The sequence below is a fragment of the Streptomyces xiamenensis genome, from assembly GCF_000993785.3.
GTDB classification, from domain to species: Bacteria; Actinomycetota; Actinomycetes; order Streptomycetales; family Streptomycetaceae; genus Streptomyces; species Streptomyces xiamenensis.
Map to the genome: position 1 here is coordinate 1,175,794 of NZ_CP009922.3, position 18,915 is coordinate 1,194,708.

Below are 18,915 nucleotides of genomic sequence, written 5' to 3' on the forward strand. Positions count from 1 at the left end.
GTCCAGGGAAGGCCAAGCCGTGATCACCTCCATCGTGCTCATCAAGACCAGCGTGGACCGCATCCCGGAGATCGCGGAGGCGATCGCGGCCCTGGAGGGGGTCAGCGAGGTGTACTCGGTGACCGGCGCGCACGACCTGATCGCCATCGTCCGCGTCCCCCGCCACGACGACCTGGCGGACGTGATCCCCGGCAGGATCAGCAAGGTTCCCGGCGTGGAGTCGACCGAAACCCACATCGCGTTCCGCGCCTACTCCCAGCACGACCTGGAGGCGGCCTTCGCGATCGGCCTCGACGCCTGAAGCGGCGCCGCCGGGACGGAGCCCGCCCGGCGTTCAGCGCGCCAGGCGCGGCAGCAGCAGCGAGGCGGCGGTGACGGCCAGGGCCGCCGACAGGACCAGGACGCCCAGATCCAGCAGCAGCCGGTCGGAGGTGCCGATCAGCAGGCCGCGCAGGGCGTCCACCTGATGGCTCAGCGGGTTGACGGCGGCGACCGCCCGCAGCCAGCCGGGCATCAGCTCCACCGGGTAGAGGGCGTTCGAGGCGAAGAACAGCGGCATGGTGATGGCCTGTCCGATGCCCAGGAGCCGGTCCCTGGTGAGGACGATGCCGGCGATGGTCATGGACAGGCAGGAAAAGAACACCGAGCCGAGCACCACGACCACCACCACCCCCAGCAGGCGCAGCGGGTTCCACAGGAACGACACGCCGAGCAGCGTGGCGATGACGATCACCACCACCGCCTGGATCAGCGCCTTCACCCCGGCCGCGAATGCCTTGCCCATCACCAGCGCGGCCCGCGGCGTCGGGGTGACCATGAGTTTCGTCAGCACCCCGGCGTCCCGCTCCCAGATGATCGTGATGCCGTAGAAGGGGCCCGGGGCGGGGTGAGCAGCGGGCCGAGGTCAGCCTCCCCGGGAGGCGGCGCGCCGGGTGCTTCTGACATCGCGGTAGCCCTCCGTTCCCTCGTCCTCGAAGGTGTCCCCCGCGTAGTGGCGGAAGACGTCCTCCAGGGAGGGCGGGGCCTTGGCGCCGCGCTCCCCGGCGACCTGTTCGCGCAGCTCACGCGGGGTGCCGAGGGCCCGGATGGTGCCCCGGTGCATCAGGGCGACGCGGTCGCAGTGCTGTTCGGCCCCGTCCATGTAGTGGGTGGTGACCAGGACGGTCATCCCGGTGGCGGCCCGGACCTCGTCGATGCGCCGCCACACGCTGGTGCGCGCGATCGGGTCCAGCCCGATGGTGGGCTCGTCGAGGACCAGCAGCCGTGGCCCGCTGACCAGCGCCTGGGCGAGTTCGAGGCGGCGGATCATGCCGCCCGAGTACGTGGCGGCCCGCCGGTCGGCGGTCTCGGTGAGTCCGACCGCGGTGAGGGCCGCCGCCACCCGGGCGGCGCGTTCGCGGCGGTCCACGTCGTACACCCGGGCGAAGAGGCTGACGTTCTCCCGCCCGGTGAGGTCGGCGTCCGCCGACAGCGCCTGCGGCACGTAGCCGAGCAGCCGGCGGACGGCCATCTTCTGCCGGGCGGCGTCCCGGCCGAAGACCCGGACCATGCCGGAGGGCACCGGCAGCAGGGTGGTGATGGTGCGGATCGCGGTGGTCTTGCCCGCTCCTCCCCCAGACTTCGTCCGGGAGGTACCCCCAGGCCCAGCAGGCCGAAGACCTCGCCGGTACGGACCGTCAGGTCGACTCCGTCGACGGCTCCGGTTCCGTCGAAGGCGTAGCGAAGCCCGGCACAGACGACCGCGTCGGCCCCTTCGCCATCATCGGACATACCGCCCATCCTGCACCGGTGGCCGCCACGCCGCACGGGCCGGCGGCCACCCGGGCCAGGGGGCACCTGCCGGACGGAGTCCGGGGACAGGAGCGGTCAGCGGTGGGTCGCGCTCACCCAGCGCTCCAGGGTCTCGCGGGCGGCGCCGGTGTCGACGGAGGCCGCCGCCCGGGTCATGCCCGCCGCGATCTGCTCGGCCAGCGGGGCGTCCGAGGGAGCGAGCGCCACCAGCGCGGCGGCCGAGTTCAGCAGGACCGCGTCGCGTACCGGGCCCGGCTCACCGGCCAGCAGCCGGCGCGCCACGTCCGCGTTGTACGAGGCGTCGGCGCCGCGCAGCGCGGACACCGGCACCAGCTCCAGACCCACCTCGCGCGGGTCGAAGGTCTCCTGGCGCACCGCCCCGTCCCGGACCACCCACACGGTGGAGGTGGCCGTGGTGGTCAGCTCGTCCAGGCCGTCGTCGCCGCGGAAGATCAGCGCCGAGCTGCCCCGTTCGGCCAGCACTCCGGCCATGATCGGGGCCATCCGGGCGTCGGCCACGCCGGTGGCCTGGGCCCGGACCCGGGCCGGGTTGGTCAGCGGCCCCAGGAAGTTGAACGGGGTCGCCACCCCCAGCTCGCGCCGGGCGCCCGCCACATGGCGCAGCGCGGGGTGGAAGTTGGCGGCGAAGCAGAAGGTGATGCCCGCCTCCTGCGCCACTTCGGCGACCCGCTCGGGAGGCAGCGTGAGGTTGACGCCCAGCTTCTCCAGGACGTCGGAGGCGCCGCTGGCGCTGGAGGCCGCCCGGTTGCCGTGCTTGACGACCTTGGCGCCGGTGCCGGCCACCACGATGGCGGACATGGTGGAGATGTTGACGGTCTTGGCCCGGTCGCCGCCGGTGCCCACGATGTCCACGGCCGGGCCGGGGACCTCGATCAGCCGGGCGTGCGCGTACATGGCCCGGACGAGGCCGGCGATCTCGCCGACCGTCTCGCCCTTGGCGCGCAGCGCTACCGCGAATCCGGCGATCTGCGCGTCGGTGGCCTCGCCGCGCATGATGCGGTCCATCGCCCAGGCGGTGTCCCCGGTGGAGAGGTCGGTTCCGGCGATGAGGGCGGTGAGGATGTCCGGCCAGGCGCGGGCCGCCGCGGCGTCGTCGCCGACGGGGGGCACAGTGCTCATGGCTCACCTCTGGGGGGATCCGGGGATCTTCTGCGGGGCAGCCTAACCTGCCCGCGACATGGCAAGAGCCCCGGTCCGAAGATCGGACCGGGGCTCTGACCCGTCAGCGCGGAACGCGGCTCAGTGGTGGCCGTGCCCCTCGGTGATCTCGCGGTACTCCTCGGCGGTCGGCTTGGTGACCTGACCGCTCTCGCCGAAGTAGCCGCGGCTGACCTTGACCCGCATCCGCTCGATGACGCCGACCTTGTTCCGGACCCCGTTCTCGTCCGTCGCAGGCGGCAGTTCGGCCGGCTTGTACTGGTCGTGCGCGGTGAGCGTGTGCAGCTGCTCGCGGTCCAGCGGCTCGTGCACCTCGATAAACTCGCCGTGCGGCAGCCGCTTGATCACACCGGTCTCCCGGCCGTGCAGCACCTTCTCCTTGTCCCGGCGCTGCAGGCCCAGGCACACCCGGCGGGTGGCCCAGAAGACGAGCACCGGCAGGACGAAGAACGCGACCCGGCAGACCCAGGTGATGGTGTTGATCGACAGCCCGAACTTCAGCGCGATCACGTCGTTGCCACCGGCCACCAGGGCGACCAGGTACCAGCTGATCCACGCCACACCGAACGCGGTACGGGTCGGCGCGTTGCGCGGCCGCTCCGCGATGTGGTGCTCGCGCCGGTCCTTGGTGACCCAGCTCTCGAAGAACGGGTACACCGCGATGATGATCAGCATCAGCGGGAAGACCGCCAGCGGCACCAGCAGACCGAAGTTCAGCGTGTACCCGCCCGGGATCACCCACTCCCAGCCCGGCATCAGACGCACCAGGCCCTCGGAGAAGCCCAGATACCAGTCCGGTTGCGCGTTGGAGGTGATCTGGTCCGGCCGGTACGGACCGAGCACCCACACCCCGTTGATCGTCGTGGTCGCGGCGATGATCGCGATCACACCGAAGACCAGGAAGAAGAACCCGCCGGCCTTGGCCATGTACACCGGGAACAGCGGGAAACCGACCACGTTGGTGTTGCGGCGGCCGGGCCCGGCGTAGTGGGTGTGCTTGTGGAACACGATCAGGATGAGGTGGGCCACCACCAGCGCCGCCATGATGCCGGGCAGCAGCAGCACGTGCGCGACGAAGAACCTCGGGATGATGTCCGTGCCGGGGAACTCCCCGCCGAAGACGAACATCTGGATGTAGGAGCCGACCACCGGGACGGCGAGCATCGCGCCCTCGGAGAAGCGGATACCGACACCGGAGAGCAGGTCGTCGGGGAGCGAGTAGCCCGTCAGACCGGTGAGGATCGCCAGCACGAAGAGCAGGAAGCCGAAGACCCAGTTGACCTCACGCGGCTTGCGGAAGGCACCGGTGAAGAACACCCGCATCATGTGCATGAAGATGCCGACCACGAAGATCAGCGCGGCCCAGTGGTGGATCTGCCGCACGAGCAGACCACCGCGGACCTCGAAGCTGATGTCGAGCGTCGAGGCGTACGCCTCGGACATCAGCAGCCCGTTCATGGGCGCGTAGGAGCCGTGGTACTCGACCTCCGCCATGCTCGGCACGAAGAACAGCGTCAGATAGACACCGGTCGCGATGAGGATGATGAAGGCGTAGAGGCAGATCTCACCCAGCAGGAAGGACCAGTGGTCCGGGAAGATCTTGCGCATGTTGGCCTTGGCGAGGGAGTAGATCCCCACCCGGCCGTCCGCCCAGTCGGCGATGCGCTCGCCGGCGGGCGCCTTGCCCCGCGAGGACGGTGCCTCGGGAGCCTCGGCGTTCTTGGTTGCCGTACTCATCCGCGCTCCCAGAAGCTCGGGCCGGGCGGCTCCTCGAAGTCACCGAGGGCTTCGAGGTAACCGTCGTCGTTCACCTTGATACGCAGCTGCGGCAGCGGGTGGCCCGCGGGACCGAACAGCACCCGGGCCCCGTCGGCGAGGTCGAACGTCGACTGGTGGCAGGGGCACAGCGCGTGATGGGTCTGCTGCTCGTACAGGGTGGCCGGGCAACCGATGTGCGTGCAGATCTTGGAGAAGCACAGGATGCCCTCGTGGCCCCACTCGGCCGACTTCGGGTCCTTGATGTCGTCCGGCTCCAGGCGGACCAGCATGACCGCGGCCTTGGCGATCTCGACCTGGAAGTTGTGGTCGTGCGGGTCGAGACCCTCCGGCATGGCCTGGGTCAGCGAACCGAGCGTGATGTCCTCGGGCCGCAGCGGCTGCATCGTGTTCTCGTTGATGATCAGCGAGCCGGGCTTCCACATGGTGTGGCGCAGCTTGGTGCCGGGCAGCGGGCCGAGGTCGCGCAGCAGCACCACTCCGGAGAGCGGTACCAGCGCCAGCGCGCCGAAGAGCGTGGTCCGCACCAGCTTGCGCCGGCCGAACTGCGACTCCTTGGTGCCCTGGGCGAAGTCCGCCAGGACCTGGGCCTTGACCTCGGGCGTGGCCTCGATCGGGTGTCGCTCGTCGCTCATCTCCTCGTCGGACATCAGCGTGCGGGCCCAGTGGACCGCGCCCGCGCCGATGCAGAAGAGGGCGACACCCAGGGTCAGACCGAGGGCGAAGTTGAGCCCGCTGATGTGACCGAAGGGCCAGATGTAGACGATCTTGTCGATCGGGATCGCCACGTAGGAGGCGATGAAGCCGATGGTGGACAGCATGGACACCGTGAACAGCAGGGCCACGGTGCGCTCGGACCGTTTGGCGGCCCGCTCGTCGATGTCCTGCCTGCGGTGTTCGTGCGGCGGCAGTCCGGGGTCGGCGAACGGATCGTCCGCCGGGGCCACCGCGCCACGCTCCTGCTCGCTCGGCAGGTGTTCGTCAGACACGTTGTTGTGGGAGTTCCGGGAGTCGTTGTCGTCGGGATTGCTCATGACTTCTTCGCCTTCGCGCTGCGGGCGGCGATCCACACGGCCACGGCGATCAGCATGCCGATGCCGATGGTCCAGGCGAAGAAGCCCTCACCCACCGGGCCGTATCCGCCCAGGCTCAGACCGCCGGGGTTGGGCGACTCGGAGGTGTTGGTCGCGTCCAGCCAGGCGATGATGTCGCGCTTGGCGTCCTCGGGGAGCACCCCGTCGGGGAAGGAGGGCATGTTCTGCGGGCCGGTCAGCATGGCTTCGTACAGGTGACGCGGGTTCACGTCCGCCAGGTTGGGGGCGAACTTGCCGTGCGTCAGCGCACCGCCCTGACCGGTGTAGTTGTGGCACTGCGAGCAGTTGGTGCGGAACAGTTCGCCACCGCGCGCCGGGTCACCCTGGGCGGGGTCGTACGCGTCGGACTCCGGCACGGCCGGGCCGGGGCCCAGGGAGGCGATGTACGCGGCGAGCTGGTCGATCTCGGCCTGGTTGTAGACGGTGGGCTTGCGTTCGGCCTGCGGGCCCGGCTGCGCCATGGGCATCCGGCCGGTGCCCACCTGGAAGTCGACGGAAGCGGCACCGACACCCACCAGAGAGGGTCCACCGGTGCCGCCCTGGCCCTCGTTGCCGTGGCAGCTGGAGCAGCCCACGGAGTAGAGCGCCTTGCCTTCCTCGATGGCGAGGGTCTGGGCCGTTTCCTCGGCCTGGGCCTCACCCGAGGGCGCCAGTACGGCGTACAGCCCCCCGGTGACCGCCAGCGCGAAGATAAGGACGACGAGCGCAGCCAGCGGATGGCGCCGTCGTGCGGAGAGCTTTTTCACGGATTACCCCGGTGTCAGGATCTGCTGCGTCGGTGCTTGAGGTGTGCGTCGGAGCGCGTCCGGTGCGGCGACCGGCTACTTGATCAGGTAGATCGTGGCGAAGAGGCCGATCCAGACGACATCCACGAAGTGCCAGTAGTAGGACACGACGATGGCCGACGTGGCCTGCTCGTGGGTGAACCGCCGCGCCGCGTAGGTCCGTCCCAGGACCAGCAGGAAGGCGATCAGTCCGCCCACCACGTGGAGGCCGTGGAAGCCGGTGGTGAGGTAGAAGGCGGACCCGTACGGGTCGGAGGACAGCGTGACGCCCTCGTGCACCAGTTCCACATACTCCGTCACCTGGCCGCCGATGAAGACCGCGCCCATGACGAAGGTGACCACGAACCACAGGCGCAGCTTCTTCACGTCGCCGCGCTCGGCGGCGAAGACGCCGAGCTGGCAGAACAGGGAAGAGAGCACCAGGATCGAGGTGTTGCCCAGGGCGAAGGGGACGTTGAGGGTATCCGCCTTATCCGTCCAGAAGTCCGCTCCCATCACCGATCGCAGGGTGAAGTACATCGCGAAGAGCGCCGCGAAGAACATCAGCTCGGAACTCAGCCAGATGACGGTTCCGACGCTGGTGACATTCGGCCTGTTGACCGAGGGGTGTGCGCGCCCGGTTTCTACTGCTGTTGCTGTCGCCACGCCGGACATTATGTCGGTCGCTTATCCGGCGCTTAGCCGGGGGGTGCCATTCGGTGTGTCCAAGCGGTATGTCCTGGGACGACGCGGGGCCACTCCGAGGTTGACGACCCCTGCCGCCGGGCGGTGCCGACGGAGTAGCATCCGGGCCACGCTACCCGTCCATTCACGCGGAGGAACGATGCAGCGGACCGCAACGGTGCTGGTCTACAGCGACGACGCGAACACCCGCGAACAGGTACGTCTGGCGGCCGGCCGCCGCCCCGCCTCGGACGCCCCGGCGGTGGAGTATGTGGAGTGCGCCACCCTGCCCGCCGTGCTGTCCGAACTGGAGCGCGGCGGCATCGATGTGTGCGTGCTGGACGGCGAGGCCGTCCCGGCGGGCGGCATGGGCGTGTGCCGGCAGATCAAGGACGAGATCTTCGACTGCCCGCCCGTGCTGCTGCTGATCGGACGGCCCCAGGACGCCTGGCTGGCGACCTGGAGCCGGGCGGAGTCGGCCGTACCGCACCCGGTGGACCCGGTCCAGCTGGCGGCCGCCCTGGCGGAACTGCTGCGCTCGCGGCTGCCTGCCGTCGCCTGAGCCGGGAGAGCCCTGGCTGAGGCCCCGGCCGGTCACTGGACGGGGCCGGGGCCACAGGGCGGCTCCCAGGAGCTCTGGCGGGCTCTCAGAGCGCCGGGGCGAGCCGGCTGGGGCTGCCGGAGGCGCCGGCCGGGTCGGGCGCCTGGTGGAGCGCGCTGCCCGCCAGCCACTCGTCCCAGGACAGGTTCCAGTCGCCGAAGCCGTTGCCGAAGGGCGCCATGTCCTCGCCGTATCCGTTGATGTGTTCGACGATGTCGCCCTGGCGCACGGTTTCGAAGAACCAGCGGGCGTCGGCGTCACTCATTCCGGTACACCCGTGGCTGACGTTGGAGTTGCCCTGGGAGCCCACCGACCAGGGCGCGGCGTGCACGTACTCGCCGCTCCAGGTGAGCCGGGTGGCCCAGGAGACATCGAGGTCGTACGACTCGGAGCTGCCGGCCGGGATGCCGATGCTGGTGCCGGTCATCCGGACGTTCTGCTCCTGGCCGAGGACGACCTTCTTGCCGTCGCGGGTGGCGAATCCCACTTTTCCGGTGGTGATGGGCAGGGTGCGCAGGACCTCGCCGTTGCGGGAGACGGTCATGTGGTGGCCGCTGATGTCGGCCACGGCCTCCACGCGGTCGCCGATGGTGAGCTGGAGTTCCTGCCCGGCACCGCCGCGCAGTCCGTCCCTGATGTGCAGTCCGGCGAGCTGGGAGCTGACCGTGACGCTGGCCCCGGCCGGCCAGTACTCCTTGGGCCGGTAGTGCAGCAGGGTGTCGTCCACCCAGTGCCACGAGCCCTCCACCTGGGGCTCGGAGGCGACCGTGAGGGCGCTCTCCACCAGGAGGCGTTCGGCCGGGTCGGCGACCTCCTCGCTGAGCTCCGCGGTGAGCGGCTGACCGACCCCGTAGGTGCCCGCGGTGGGGCCCAGTTCGACGTCGAGGGGGGAGGCGTCCGAGTCGCCGGTGCTGAAGGTGTGGGTGCCGCGCCCCGGGCGGCCGTCGTTCTCGGTGCTCACCTGAATGGTGTAGCTGGCCCCGGCCGCCAGCGGGCTGGTGCTGTGCCAGCTGCTGCCGTCCTCGGACAGCTGTCCGGTGACGGTGCGGCCGATCGCGTCGGTGGCCACCACGTCCGTGATCCGGCCGTCGGTGTCCTTGCTGGTGATCTTCAGTGGCTCGTCGGGGTTGACGGCGGCGTCGCTGTCCCCGGCGGGGCCGAAGGAGAGCTGTTCCGTGGCGTCGTAGGGCTTGCCCGTGAGGGATCTGGAGGCATCGCTGCACGCGGTGACCCAGACCATCAGCGGGGCGAGTATCAGGGCGCAGCTGAGCGCCGTCCGGCGGGATGCGACCGCCCTGATGGGCGCGCTGTCCGAGATGCCTCTTTCGTGACCCATGGTCACAAAATACGAATAATACTCCGACAGGGCGCGCGGAGTTCCCGCATTCGGGGGACCCACCGGTCGCGTCGCCTCTCCCCGGCACGCCGCCGGCCCCCGGGGAGGCTTCCCCGGGGGCCGGCGGCGGTACGTGCGCGGGACGTCGCGGCTACTGGTTCTGGTTCTCGCCCCGGTAGAACTCGAAGACCCACAGCCACAGACCGACGAGCAGCAGCGGCGCGGTGAAGAACGCCAGCCACCAGCCGAACACCGGCCCCATGAAGGCGGTCAGACCACCGAGCGCCAGCACCAGCGGCGCCCAGCTGTGCGGCGCGAAGAAGCCGAGCTCCCCCGCGTCGTCCGCGATGTCGGCGTCCTTGCGGTCCTGCGCCCCGGTGTCCACCCGGCGGGCCGTGAAGACCAGGTAGAACCCGATCATCGCGGCCAGCGAGAAGGACAGGAACAGGGCGGTGGTGCCCACCGGCTCCTTGGACCACAGTCCGTAGACGATGGCCGCGCCCAGCATGAACAGGGCGATGCCGCTGAAGAGGTAACCCTGGATCTTCACTTGGCGTCTCCCTCGGACTCGGTGCGGCCCTCGGTCGGCTTGCTCTCGGTCCCACCGGTCACCGCGGTGCGGGGATCGGTGTTCTCCAGCGCGTCCAGCACGGCCAGCTCCGGGTGGTGCAGGTCGAACGCCGGCGATTCGGAGCGGATCTTCGGCAGGGTGACGAAGTTGTGCCGCGGCGGCGGGGAGGAGGTCGCCCACTCCAGCGAGCGGCCGTAGCCCCACGGGTCGTCGGCGTTGACCGGCTTCCCGTACTTCCACGTCTTCCAGACGTTGTAGAAGAACGGCAGCATCGACATGCCCAGCAGGAACGAGCTGATGGTGGAGATGGTGTTCAGCGCGGTGAAGCCGTCCGCGGCCAGATAGTCCGCGTACCGCCGCACCATGCCCTCGGTGCCCAGCCAGTGCTGGACCAGGAAGGTGCCGTGGAAGCCGATGAACAGCGTCCAGAAGGTGATCTTGCCGAGACGCTCGTCCAGCATCTTGCCGGTCCACTTCGGCCACCAGAAATGGAAGCCGGCGAACATCGCGAAGACCACGGTGCCGAACACCACGTAGTGGAAGTGCGCCACCACGAAGTAGGTGTCCGAGACATGGAAGTCCAGCGGCGGCGAGGCCAGGATGACACCGGTCAGACCACCGAAGAGGAACGTGACCAGGAAGCCGATCGACCACAGCATCGGGGTCTCGAAACTCAGTGACCCCTTCCACATGGTGCCGATCCAGTTGAAGAACTTCACACCGGTCGGTACCGCGATCAGGAAGGTCATGAACGAGAAGAACGGTAGGAGTACCGCTCCCGTCACGTACATGTGGTGCGCCCACACCGTCACCGACAGACCGGCGATGGAAATGGTCGCGATGACCAGACCGATGTAACCGAAGATCGGCTTGCGGCTGAAGACCGGGATGATCTCCGAGATGATGCCGAAGAACGGCAGCGCGATGATGTACACCTCTGGATGGCCGAAGAACCAGAAGAGGTGTTGCCACAGAATCGAGCCGCCGTTGGCCGGATTGAAGATTTGTGCCCCGAACACCCGGTCGGCGGCCAGCGCGAACAGCGCGGCGGCCAGCACGGGGAAGGCCAGCAGCACGAGCACACCGGTGAGCAGGACGTTCCAGGTGAAGATCGGCATCCGGAACATCGTCATGCCGGGGGCGCGCATGCAGATGATGGTGGTGATGAAGTTGACCGCGCCCAGGATGGTGCCGAAGCCGGAGAAGGCCAGCCCCATCACCCACATGTCGGCGCCCACGCCCGGCGAGCGGACCGCGTCGGACAGCGGTGAGTAGGCGAACCAGCCGAAGCTCGCGGCGCCCTGCGGGGTGAAGAAGCCCGCGATCACCAGCAGACCGCCGAAGAGGTACAGCCAGTACGCCAGCATGTTCAGCCGCGGGAACGCCACATCGGGCGCGCCGATCTGCAGCGGCATGATCCAGTTCGCGAACCCGGCGAACAGCGGGGTCGCGAAGAGCAGCAGCATCACCGTGCCGTGCATGGTGAACAGCTGGTTGAACTGCTCCTTGGAGACCAGCTGCAGACCCGGCCTGGCCAGCTCGGCGCGCATGATGAGCGCCATGACGCCGCCGATGATGAAGAAGATGAACGACGTCAGCAGATACATATTGCCGATCGTCTTGTGATCCGTGGTGGTGAGCCACTTGATCACAATATTGCCGGGCTCTTTCCGGCGCACCGGCGGCACTGCCTTCGCGGCGCCGGCCTCCTGTGGGGTGTCAAGGATTGTCACGGCTGGTTCGTCTCCGCGTTAGTGGCGGCTTCCGTCTGCTCGATGCCCGCCGGGATGAAGCCCGTCTGACCCTGGGCAGCCAGATCCTGGAGGTGCTGCTGGTACTCCTCGGGGGAGACGACCTTCACGTTGAAGAGCATCCGGGCATGGGCCTCGCCGCACAGCTCGGCGCACTTGCCCATGAAGGTGCCCTGCTTGTTCGGGGTCACCTCGAAGCGGTTGGTGTGCCCGGGGATCGCGTCCTGCTTCATGAGGAACGGAACCACCCAGAAGGAGTGGTTGACGTCCCGCGACGTGATGATGAACTGAACCGTCTCGCCCTCGGGCAGCCACAGGGTGGGCCCGGGGTTGCCGGTGTCCGGGTCGCGGTCGTCCAGCGCGCCCACGGTGTAGACCCCGTCCGCGTTCTCCGGGACGGCCTCCATGAAGCGGTCGGGGATGGACGCCAGCTCGGGAGCGTTCTGGGCGAACTTCTGGGTCTCGGTCTCCTCGGACAGATGTCCGACCGGCTCCAGGTAGTTGAAGGCCCAGCTCCACTGGAAACCGACCACGTTGATCACGTGGTCCGGCTGGTCCGAGGTCTCCAGGAGCTTGGTCTGGTCACGTGCGGTGAAGTAGAAGAGGACCGAGACGATCACCAGCGGAACCAGGGTGTACAGCGCCTCGATGGGCAGGTTGTACCGGTTCTGCGGCGGCACTTCCACCTTGGTCCTGGACCGGCGGTGGAAGAAGACACTCCACAGGATCAGCCCCCACACCAGTACGCCCGTCACCAGAGCGGCGGCCCACGAGCCCTGCCACAGGGACAGAATGCGCGGCGCCTCCTCCGTCACCGGAGTGGGCATACCGAGACGGGGGAAGTCCTCGGATGTGCAACCTGTCGCGGTCGCCAGGACCAAGCCCGCGAGCAACGCCTGCGGCAGGATCCGCCGCACCGGGCGCCGCGACGAGCGGTCGGAGCCGTTGGGACTCACGTAGCGCCTTCCCGAGAGTCTCGCCCGCGGTATACGGCCACTGCCTTCGCCCGGGGCGGGGGCACCGGCCCTGACACGGGCAGGGGTTTGGATGTTTATGCGGTGCAAACCCTACTGGACGCTATTTGAGGTCGTGCGGGGAGGGTGCCCAACCCGGCGCGCCGGTTCCCCCACCCGCCGAGTCCCCGCTCAGCGCCCCCTTCTGACGCCGTGCGAGCGCGTCGGGCACAGGGGTTCGATACCGGGTGGCCGCGGGCACCGGGTTGACGCGGGGGCGCTACGTTCAGGGGGTGTCCTACTTCGATGCCGCCTCCTCCCTCCCTCTGCACCCGGTCGCCCGGCAGGCCCTGCTGGCCGCGCTCGACGACGGGTGGGCCGACCCAGGCCGCCCGCACCGTGAGGGCCGCCGGGCCAGGATGCTGCTGGACGCGGCGCGCGAGTCGGCGGCGGAAGCGGTCGGCTGCCGCCCCGACGAACTGACGTTCACCCCTTCGGGTACCCGTGCGCTGCACACCGGCATCGCGGGCGCACTGGCCGGCCGCCGCCGGGTGAGCCGGCGGCTGCTGGTGTCGGCGGTCGAGCACTCGGCCGTACTGCACGCCGCAGGGACGCACGAGGCGGCGGGCGGCACCGTCACCGAACTGCCGGTCGAGCGCACCGGACGGCTGCGCACCGACGCCCTGCGGCAGGCGCTGGGCGACGGCGACCCGGCAGCGCTGGTCTGCCTCCAGTCCGCCAACCACGAGGTGGGCACCGCCCAGCCGGTCGCGGAGGCGGCCGAGCTGTGCTGGGCGGCCGGGGTCCCGCTGCTGGTGGACGCGGCCCAGTCGCTGCCCTGGGGTCCGGTGCCCGGCGACTGGTCGCTGCTGGCGGCCAGCGCGCACAAGTGGGGCGGCCCGGCCGGGGTGGGGCTGCTCGTGGTGCGCAAGGGCGTACGGTTCGCTCCCCCGCCGCCCGCCGACGAGCGCGAACGCGGCCGGGCGGCCGGCTTCGAGAACATCCCGGCGATCGTGGCGGCGGCGGCCTCGCTGCGCGCGGTCCACCAGGAGGCCGCGGCCGAGGCGGAGCGGCTGACCGCCCTGGTGGACCGGATCAGGGACCGGGTGCCGGAACTCGTCCCCGACACCGAGGTGGTGGGCGACCCGGTGCGGCGGCTGCCGCACCTGGTCACCTTCTCCTGCCTCTACGCGGACGGCGAGGCGCTGCTGCACGCCCTGGACCGGGCCGGCTTCGCGGTCTCCTCCGGCTCCTCGTGCACCTCCTCGACGCTCACGCCCAGCCATGTCCTGCGGGCGATGGGCGTGCTCTCGGAGGGCAACGTGCGGGTCTCGCTGCCGCCGGGGACCAGCCGCGGGGAGGTGAACCGTTTCCTGGCCACCCTCCCCGAGGCGGTCGGCTCCGTCCGTGCCCAGCTGGTGCCGGACGCCGAGCCGGTGGTGGTGGCGAGCGGCCCGGACGGGGTGACGGTGGACGCGCTCGGCAAGCGCTGCCCGGTCCCGGTGATCGAGCTGGCGGCGGTGATCGGCACCGTGCCGGTGGGCGCGGTGGTCACCGTCCTGTCCGACGACGAGGCCGCCCGTCTGGACATCCCCGCCTGGTGCCACACCCACCACCACGACTATCTGGGCGAGAGCGAAGCGGACGCGGGCGCCACCGCGTACCGGGTCCGCCGGGCGGAGTGAACGGCCGGGGCACGGCATCTGGCCGCGCCGGAACATCGCGCCGGGGAAATCACCCGGACGGCCCGCTCCGGGGGCGCCCCTCCCGCCACCTCGGGTGAGGTGCGGGAGCAGCGCAGGCGGCACCGGAGCCCGGAGGCTCCCTAGAGCAGGTGCTCGCGGACCTCGGCCGCCGCGTCCGCGCCGTACGCCTTGGTGAAGCGCTCCATGAAGGCGCCCCGGCGCAGCGTGTACTCCTGGGTGCCGACCGTCTCGATCACCAGCGTGGCCAGCATGCAGCCCACCTGGGCGGAACGCTCCAGCGAGGCGCCCCAGGCCAGCCCGGCCAGGAACCCGGCGCGGAAGGCGTCGCCGACGCCGGTCGGGTCGGTCTTCGACTCCTCCTGGGCGCAGCCGACGAAGATCGTCTCCTGGCCCGCCCGGTCGATCCGCACCCCGCGCGCGCCCAGCGTGGTGACCTGGGTGCCGACCTTGCTGAGCACCTCCTCGGCCGACCAGCCGGTCTTGGTCTCGATGAGGGCCTTCTCGTACTCGTTGTTGAAGAGGTAGGCGGCGCCCTCGGTGAGGTTCTTGATGTCCTCGCCGTCCATCCGCGCCAGCTGCTGCGAGTAGTCGGCGGCGAAGGGGATGCCCCGGGTGCGGCACTCCTCGGTGTGGCGCATCATCGCCTCGGGGTCATCGGCCCCGATGTGCACCAGGTCCAGGTCACCGACGCGGGCGGCCACCGCCGCCAGCTCGATCAGCCGGGCCTCGCTCATGGCGCCGGTGTAGAAGGAGCCGATCTGGTTGTGGTCGGCGTCCGTCGTGCACACGAAACGGGCGGTGTGCAGCACCTCGGAGATCCGTACGGCGGAGGTGTCCACGCCGTGCCGGTCCAGCCAGGCCCGGTACTCCTCGAAGTCCTCGCCGGCCGCGCCCACCAGGATTGGGCGGGCGCCGAGCTGCCCCATCCCGAAGCAGATGTTGGCGCCGACCCCGCCGCGGCGCACCTCCAGGGCGTCGACGAGGAAGGAGAGCGAGACGGTGTGCAGCTGATCCCCCACCAACTGGTCGGCGAACCGACCGGGGAAGGTCATCAGATGGTCATGGGCGATGGAGCCGGAGACGGCGATGCGCACGGTGGACTGCTCCCGGGGAGGCACGGATATCGGCCCGACCAGGCTACCGGTGGCCCCAGGAACCCGGCGCGGGGTCGTTCCGTCCCAGTGGTAAGAGCCCATGGAAGGAGCTTGGCCGTGACGGAAGAGTCGGACGAGACAGAAGTGCTCACCCCGGCGCAGGAGCCACCCCGCAGGGAACGCCCGCGCTGGCTGACCGTCACCGCGGGAGCCCTGGGCGTCGCCCTGCTGACGGGCGGCCTCTTCGGCGCGCAGGCGGTGCTCGGCGGCGGCGAGGGCGGGGGCGGGGAGTGGGAGGGAGCCCTGGAACCGGAGTGGAGCGATCCCGGGTCGCGCACCGCGGGAGAAGGGGTCGCCGACTGGCCGGGCGGGTACTGGGGATCGGAGCTGGTGGCCACCGGGCCGCTGCCGCAGGGCCCGGGGAGCGCGGCGGTGTACGGATTCGCGGAGGGGATCGACGAGGAGCGGGTGGCCGAACTGGCCGCGGCGCTCGGGGTGGAGGGGGAGCCCAGGCTCAGCGACGGCCACTGGTGGCACGCCGCCGGGCCGGACGCGAACGGCTCCTATCTCTCGGCGACCAGGGAGACGGGTCAGTGGTTCTACTCGGCCGAATCCGGGGTCGACGCGTACACGACGGTGGAGCCCAGCGATCCGGATGACCCGCACACCATCGTGAGCAGCGAGGGAGTGCCGGCGGAGCCCGTGGGGCCCGCACCGTCCAGGGAGGAGGCGCTGGCGGCCGCCGCACCGCTGCTCGACCTGCTGGGGCTGACGGACGCGCCGGTGGAGGAGCTGGATCGCCACGACGGGAACCGCACGCTGCTGTTCCCCCGCATGGTGGACGGTCTGCGGGCCCACGGTCTGGAGACCGAGATCACGGTGTCGTCGCAGGGCGCGATCGTCTCCGCCTCCGGATCGGTCGGCGAGCCGGTGGCGGAGCGGGAGCGGGAGATGCTGAGCGCCCAGGAGACGCTGGACGCACGCAACGCGGCCGAGGCGGGCCCGCTGGCCCGGATGGAGCCCGGCTTCGCCGACTGTCCGACACTGCTGCCCGAGGAGATGCCGCACATCGACGGCGACCCGGAGGGCGAGTCCGCCGGGGCGACGGTCGCGGAGTGCAAGCCGGTGCCGCTGCCGGAGCCGATCGAGCTGCCCGAGCCGGTCGTCGAACAGCTGGAGGTGACCGGCGCCGAGCAGGTCCTGATGCTGTGGCAGGAGAACGACTTCACCCCGTCCACGCTGGTGCCGGGCTGGTCCTACACCCTGAGCGGCGGCGACGGGTTCGGCAGCACCCTCCAGTACCCGGCGGTGGAGTTCGACGGGATCCCGGACGGCTCGTACCCCGACTCCGGCTCCTCCGCCGGGTCGGCCGAGCCGGCGTACCCCGGGGACGGCGGCACGACCGGTGGCTCGGACGGCGGGGAGGAGCCCGGGTACACCGGGACCTCCGTCGAGTCCTACGACCCGCAGGACACCGCGCTCGACCTGACCTACTGGACCGGGGTGTGCGCCGAGTACCGCCTGGTCGCCGAGGAGTCGGCGGACGAGGTGCGGGTGCTGGTCGAGGAGGTGCCGGGTGATCCGTACGACGCGTGCATCCTGGTGGCCGAGGAGCAGACCGGTGAGCTGACGCTGGACTCCCCCATCGGCGACCGGACGCTGGTCGACGAGTGGGGTCAGGAGATCCCGGTGAGCTGAGCGGCGGCGCACCACAGGCCGTGGCACGGCGAAGGGCGGCGGCCCCATCAGGGGGCCGCCGCCCTTCGCGCGCGTGCTGGTGTGTGCGACTCAGTTGAAGGAGTCGCCGCAGGCGCAGGAGCCGGTGGCGTTGGGGTTGTCGATGGTGAAGCCCTGCTTCTCGATGGTGTCGACGAAGTCGATGGAGGCGCCGCCCAGGTACGGGGCGCTCATCCGGTCGGTGACGACCTTGACGCCGTCGAAGTCCTTGACGACATCGCCGTCGAGCGAGCGCTCGTCGAAGAAGAGCTGGTAGCGCAGCCCGGAGCAGCCACCCGGCTGGACCGCCACGCGCAGTGCGAGGTCTTCCCGGCCTTCCTGCTCCAGCAGGCTCTTGACCTTGGCCGCGGCCGCGTCGGAAAGGATGATGCCGTCGCTCACAACGGTCTGGTCCGATACGGACATCTGCTTCTCTCCCGGGTAGTACGGAATCCTCTGCCGGCTGCTCCAACAGAAAGCCCTACGGAATCATTCCGGTTCTGGGCGGGTGTTTTTCCCTTCTTCCCATGCTCGCACACCCCCGAGGACCCGAAACCGGGGATGCGTCACATTGACGCTTTCAGCGTCGTCAAACTGACGCGAAGCGGCTATCATCCATAACGTCAGATAGACGAAAAGGCGTGGACGCGCCGGAAAGGGTTGGGTGGCCGTGAACACCGCCCCGAGCACCGCCGATCCCCTGGATGTCCAGCCCTCTCCCCTGGCCCTGCTGCTGCTGGGCCGCGAGGCCGACGCCGCCAGCGAGCGCGGCGTGGACTGCCCCGGCGACCTCCCCTCCCCCTCGGACCCCGACCTGGTCGCCCGGGCCCGCGCCGCCAAGGAGCGGCTGGGCGAGCGCGTCTTCGTCCTGGGCCACCACTACCAGCGCGACGAGGTCATCCAGTTCGCCGATGTCACCGGCGACTCCTTCAAGCTCGCCCGTGACGCCGCAGCCCGCCCCGACGCCGAGTACATCGTCTTCTGCGGCGTGCACTTCATGGCCGAGTCCGCCGACATCCTCACCACCGACGACCAGCGGGTCATCCTGCCCGACCTGGCCGCCGGCTGCTCGATGGCCGACATGGCCACCGCCGAGCAGGTGGCCGAGGCCTGGGACGTCCTCACCGAGGCCGGGGTCGCCGAGCGGACCGTGCCCGTCTCGTACATGAACTCCTCCGCCGACATCAAGGCCTTCACCGGCCGGCACGGCGGCACCATCTGCACCTCCTCCAACGCCGAGCGCGCCCTGCGCTGGGCCTTCGGGCAGGGCGAGAAGGTGCTCTTCCTCCCCGACCAGCACCTGGGCCGCAACACCGCCGTGCGCGACCTGGGCCTGTCCCTGGAGGACTGCGTCCTCTACAACCCGCACAAGCCGAACGGCGGGCTCACCGCCCAGCAGCTGCGCGACGCGAAGATGATCCTGTGGCGCGGCCACTGCTCGGTGCACGGCCGGTTCTCGCTGGAGTCGGTGGAGGACGTCCGGGCCCGGGTCCCCGGCGTCAACGTCCTGGTGCACCCCGAGTGCCGGCACGAGGTGGTCGCCGCCGCCGACTACGTCGGATCGACCGAGTACATCATCAACACCCTGGACGCGGCCCCGGCCGGCTCCAAGTGGGCGATCGGCACCGAGCTGAACCTGGTCCGCCGGCTGGCGAATCGTTACGCCGCCGAGGGCAAGGAGATCGTGTTCCTCGACCGGACCGTCTGCTTCTGCTCCACCATGAACCGCATCGACCTGCCCCACCTGGTGTGGACGCTGGAGGCGCTGGCCGAGGGGCGCACCGTCAACCGCATCACGGTCGACCCGCAGACCGAGAAGTACGCCAAGCTGGCCCTGGAGCAGATGCTCGCCCTGCCCTGACCCGCACGACACCACGGGGGCCCCGCACGGGGCCCCCG

General features: G+C 70.2%; 16 protein-coding genes and 2 pseudogenes. 5 read left to right on the forward strand and 13 right to left on the reverse strand.

All coding sequences use genetic code 11. The annotated features are described in order from the left end of the window. Nucleotides 1–19: 19 nt before the first annotated feature. Nucleotides 20–301, forward strand: coding sequence for an Lrp/AsnC ligand binding domain-containing protein (locus SXIM_RS05275; RefSeq protein WP_030734501.1), 282 nt, complete (start codon nucleotides 20–22; stop codon nucleotides 299–301). Between the two features lie 33 nt (nucleotides 302–334). Here the strand turns inward: SXIM_RS05275 and SXIM_RS05280 are convergent. From SXIM_RS05280 to ctaE, 7 genes and pseudogenes are all read right to left on the reverse strand, one after another. Beyond that, nucleotides 335–871, reverse strand: a pseudogene (locus SXIM_RS05280) (ABC transporter permease); the annotation flags it as partial. A 33-nt stretch (nucleotides 872–904) separates the two neighbouring features. Continuing rightward, a pseudogene (locus SXIM_RS05285) lies at nucleotides 905–1,770 on the reverse strand (ABC transporter ATP-binding protein). A 96-nt stretch (nucleotides 1,771–1,866) separates the two neighbouring features. Then, on the reverse strand, nucleotides 1,867–2,931 hold the full coding sequence (trpD, locus tag SXIM_RS05290; protein WP_030734505.1) for an anthranilate phosphoribosyltransferase: 1,065 nt from the start codon (nucleotides 2,929–2,931) through the stop codon (nucleotides 1,867–1,869). Between the two features lie 120 nt (nucleotides 2,932–3,051). Then, complete coding sequence (gene qcrB, locus SXIM_RS05295) at nucleotides 3,052–4,707, reverse strand: cytochrome bc1 complex cytochrome b subunit (RefSeq protein WP_030734507.1); 1,656 nt, start codon at nucleotides 4,705–4,707, stop codon at nucleotides 3,052–3,054. Further along, complete coding sequence (gene qcrA / locus SXIM_RS05300; RefSeq protein WP_046723095.1) at nucleotides 4,704–5,780, reverse strand: cytochrome bc1 complex Rieske iron-sulfur subunit; 1,077 nt, start codon at nucleotides 5,778–5,780, stop codon at nucleotides 4,704–4,706. Before qcrA ends, qcrB begins: the two co-directional genes overlap by 4 nt. Continuing rightward, nucleotides 5,777–6,586 carry a cytochrome bc1 complex diheme cytochrome c subunit gene (gene qcrC / locus SXIM_RS05305; protein ID WP_030734511.1) on the reverse strand — a complete coding sequence of 270 codons (810 nt, stop codon included), beginning with the start codon at nucleotides 6,584–6,586 and terminating at the stop codon, nucleotides 5,777–5,779. The genes qcrA and qcrC overlap by 4 nt, the downstream gene beginning before the upstream one ends. Nucleotides 6,587–6,661: 75 nt before the next feature. Continuing rightward, nucleotides 6,662–7,279: an aa3-type cytochrome oxidase subunit III gene (gene ctaE, locus SXIM_RS05310; protein ID WP_030734513.1), complete on the reverse strand. Its 618-nt coding sequence runs from the start codon at nucleotides 7,277–7,279 to the stop codon at nucleotides 6,662–6,664. Between the two features lie 169 nt (nucleotides 7,280–7,448). Between ctaE and SXIM_RS05315 the strand changes: the two genes are divergently transcribed. Then, nucleotides 7,449–7,850 (forward strand): response regulator transcription factor, encoded by a 402-nt coding sequence (locus SXIM_RS05315; RefSeq protein WP_030734524.1) that lies wholly within the window; start codon nucleotides 7,449–7,451, stop codon nucleotides 7,848–7,850. An 85-nt stretch (nucleotides 7,851–7,935) separates the two neighbouring features. Here the strand turns inward: SXIM_RS05315 and SXIM_RS05320 are convergent, their stop codons facing one another. The 4 genes from SXIM_RS05320 to ctaC form a co-directional block, all read right to left on the reverse strand. Next, nucleotides 7,936–9,225 (reverse strand): L,D-transpeptidase, encoded by a 1,290-nt coding sequence (locus SXIM_RS05320; protein WP_046723097.1) that lies wholly within the window; start codon nucleotides 9,223–9,225, stop codon nucleotides 7,936–7,938. Nucleotides 9,226–9,376: 151 nt separating this feature from the next. Then, a complete protein-coding gene (locus tag SXIM_RS05325; RefSeq protein ID WP_030734529.1) occupies nucleotides 9,377–9,775 on the reverse strand; it encodes a cytochrome c oxidase subunit 4 in 399 nt (132 codons plus the stop codon). After that, nucleotides 9,772–11,529 carry an aa3-type cytochrome oxidase subunit I gene (ctaD, locus tag SXIM_RS05330; RefSeq protein ID WP_046723099.1) on the reverse strand — a complete coding sequence of 586 codons (1,758 nt, stop codon included), beginning with the start codon at nucleotides 11,527–11,529 and terminating at the stop codon, nucleotides 9,772–9,774. The genes SXIM_RS05325 and ctaD overlap by 4 nt, the downstream gene beginning before the upstream one ends. Continuing rightward, the gene (gene ctaC, locus SXIM_RS05335) at nucleotides 11,526–12,503 is read right to left on the reverse strand and encodes an aa3-type cytochrome oxidase subunit II (RefSeq protein ID WP_030734534.1); all 978 of its coding nucleotides are present in this window, start codon (nucleotides 12,501–12,503) and stop codon (nucleotides 11,526–11,528) included. The genes ctaD and ctaC overlap by 4 nt, the downstream gene beginning before the upstream one ends. A 290-nt stretch (nucleotides 12,504–12,793) precedes the next feature. Here ctaC and SXIM_RS05340 point away from each other — a divergent pair, with 290 nt between their 5' ends. Next, on the forward strand, nucleotides 12,794–14,185 hold the full coding sequence (locus SXIM_RS05340; RefSeq protein ID WP_030734537.1) for a cysteine desulfurase/sulfurtransferase TusA family protein: 1,392 nt from the start codon (nucleotides 12,794–12,796) through the stop codon (nucleotides 14,183–14,185). Nucleotides 14,186–14,325: 140 nt separating this feature from the next. On the opposite strand, the gene SXIM_RS05345 is transcribed toward SXIM_RS05340, so the two are convergent. Then, nucleotides 14,326–15,300 (reverse strand): carbohydrate kinase family protein, encoded by a 975-nt coding sequence (locus SXIM_RS05345; protein ID WP_030734540.1) that lies wholly within the window; start codon nucleotides 15,298–15,300, stop codon nucleotides 14,326–14,328. A gap of 117 nt (nucleotides 15,301–15,417) precedes the next feature. Here SXIM_RS05345 and SXIM_RS05350 point away from each other — a divergent pair, with 117 nt between their 5' ends. Continuing rightward, nucleotides 15,418–16,998 carry a hypothetical protein gene (locus SXIM_RS05350; RefSeq protein ID WP_046723101.1) on the forward strand — a complete coding sequence of 527 codons (1,581 nt, stop codon included), beginning with the start codon at nucleotides 15,418–15,420 and terminating at the stop codon, nucleotides 16,996–16,998. Between the two features lie 90 nt (nucleotides 16,999–17,088). On the opposite strand, the gene SXIM_RS05355 is transcribed toward SXIM_RS05350, so the two are convergent. Continuing rightward, nucleotides 17,089–17,442 (reverse strand): HesB/IscA family protein, encoded by a 354-nt coding sequence (locus SXIM_RS05355; RefSeq protein WP_030734546.1) that lies wholly within the window; start codon nucleotides 17,440–17,442, stop codon nucleotides 17,089–17,091. 244 nt (nucleotides 17,443–17,686) lie between these two features. Between SXIM_RS05355 and nadA the strand changes: the two genes are divergently transcribed. Continuing rightward, nucleotides 17,687–18,877 (forward strand): quinolinate synthase NadA, encoded by a 1,191-nt coding sequence (gene nadA / locus SXIM_RS05360; protein WP_030734549.1) that lies wholly within the window; start codon nucleotides 17,687–17,689, stop codon nucleotides 18,875–18,877. Nucleotides 18,878–18,915: the final 38 nt, after the last annotated feature.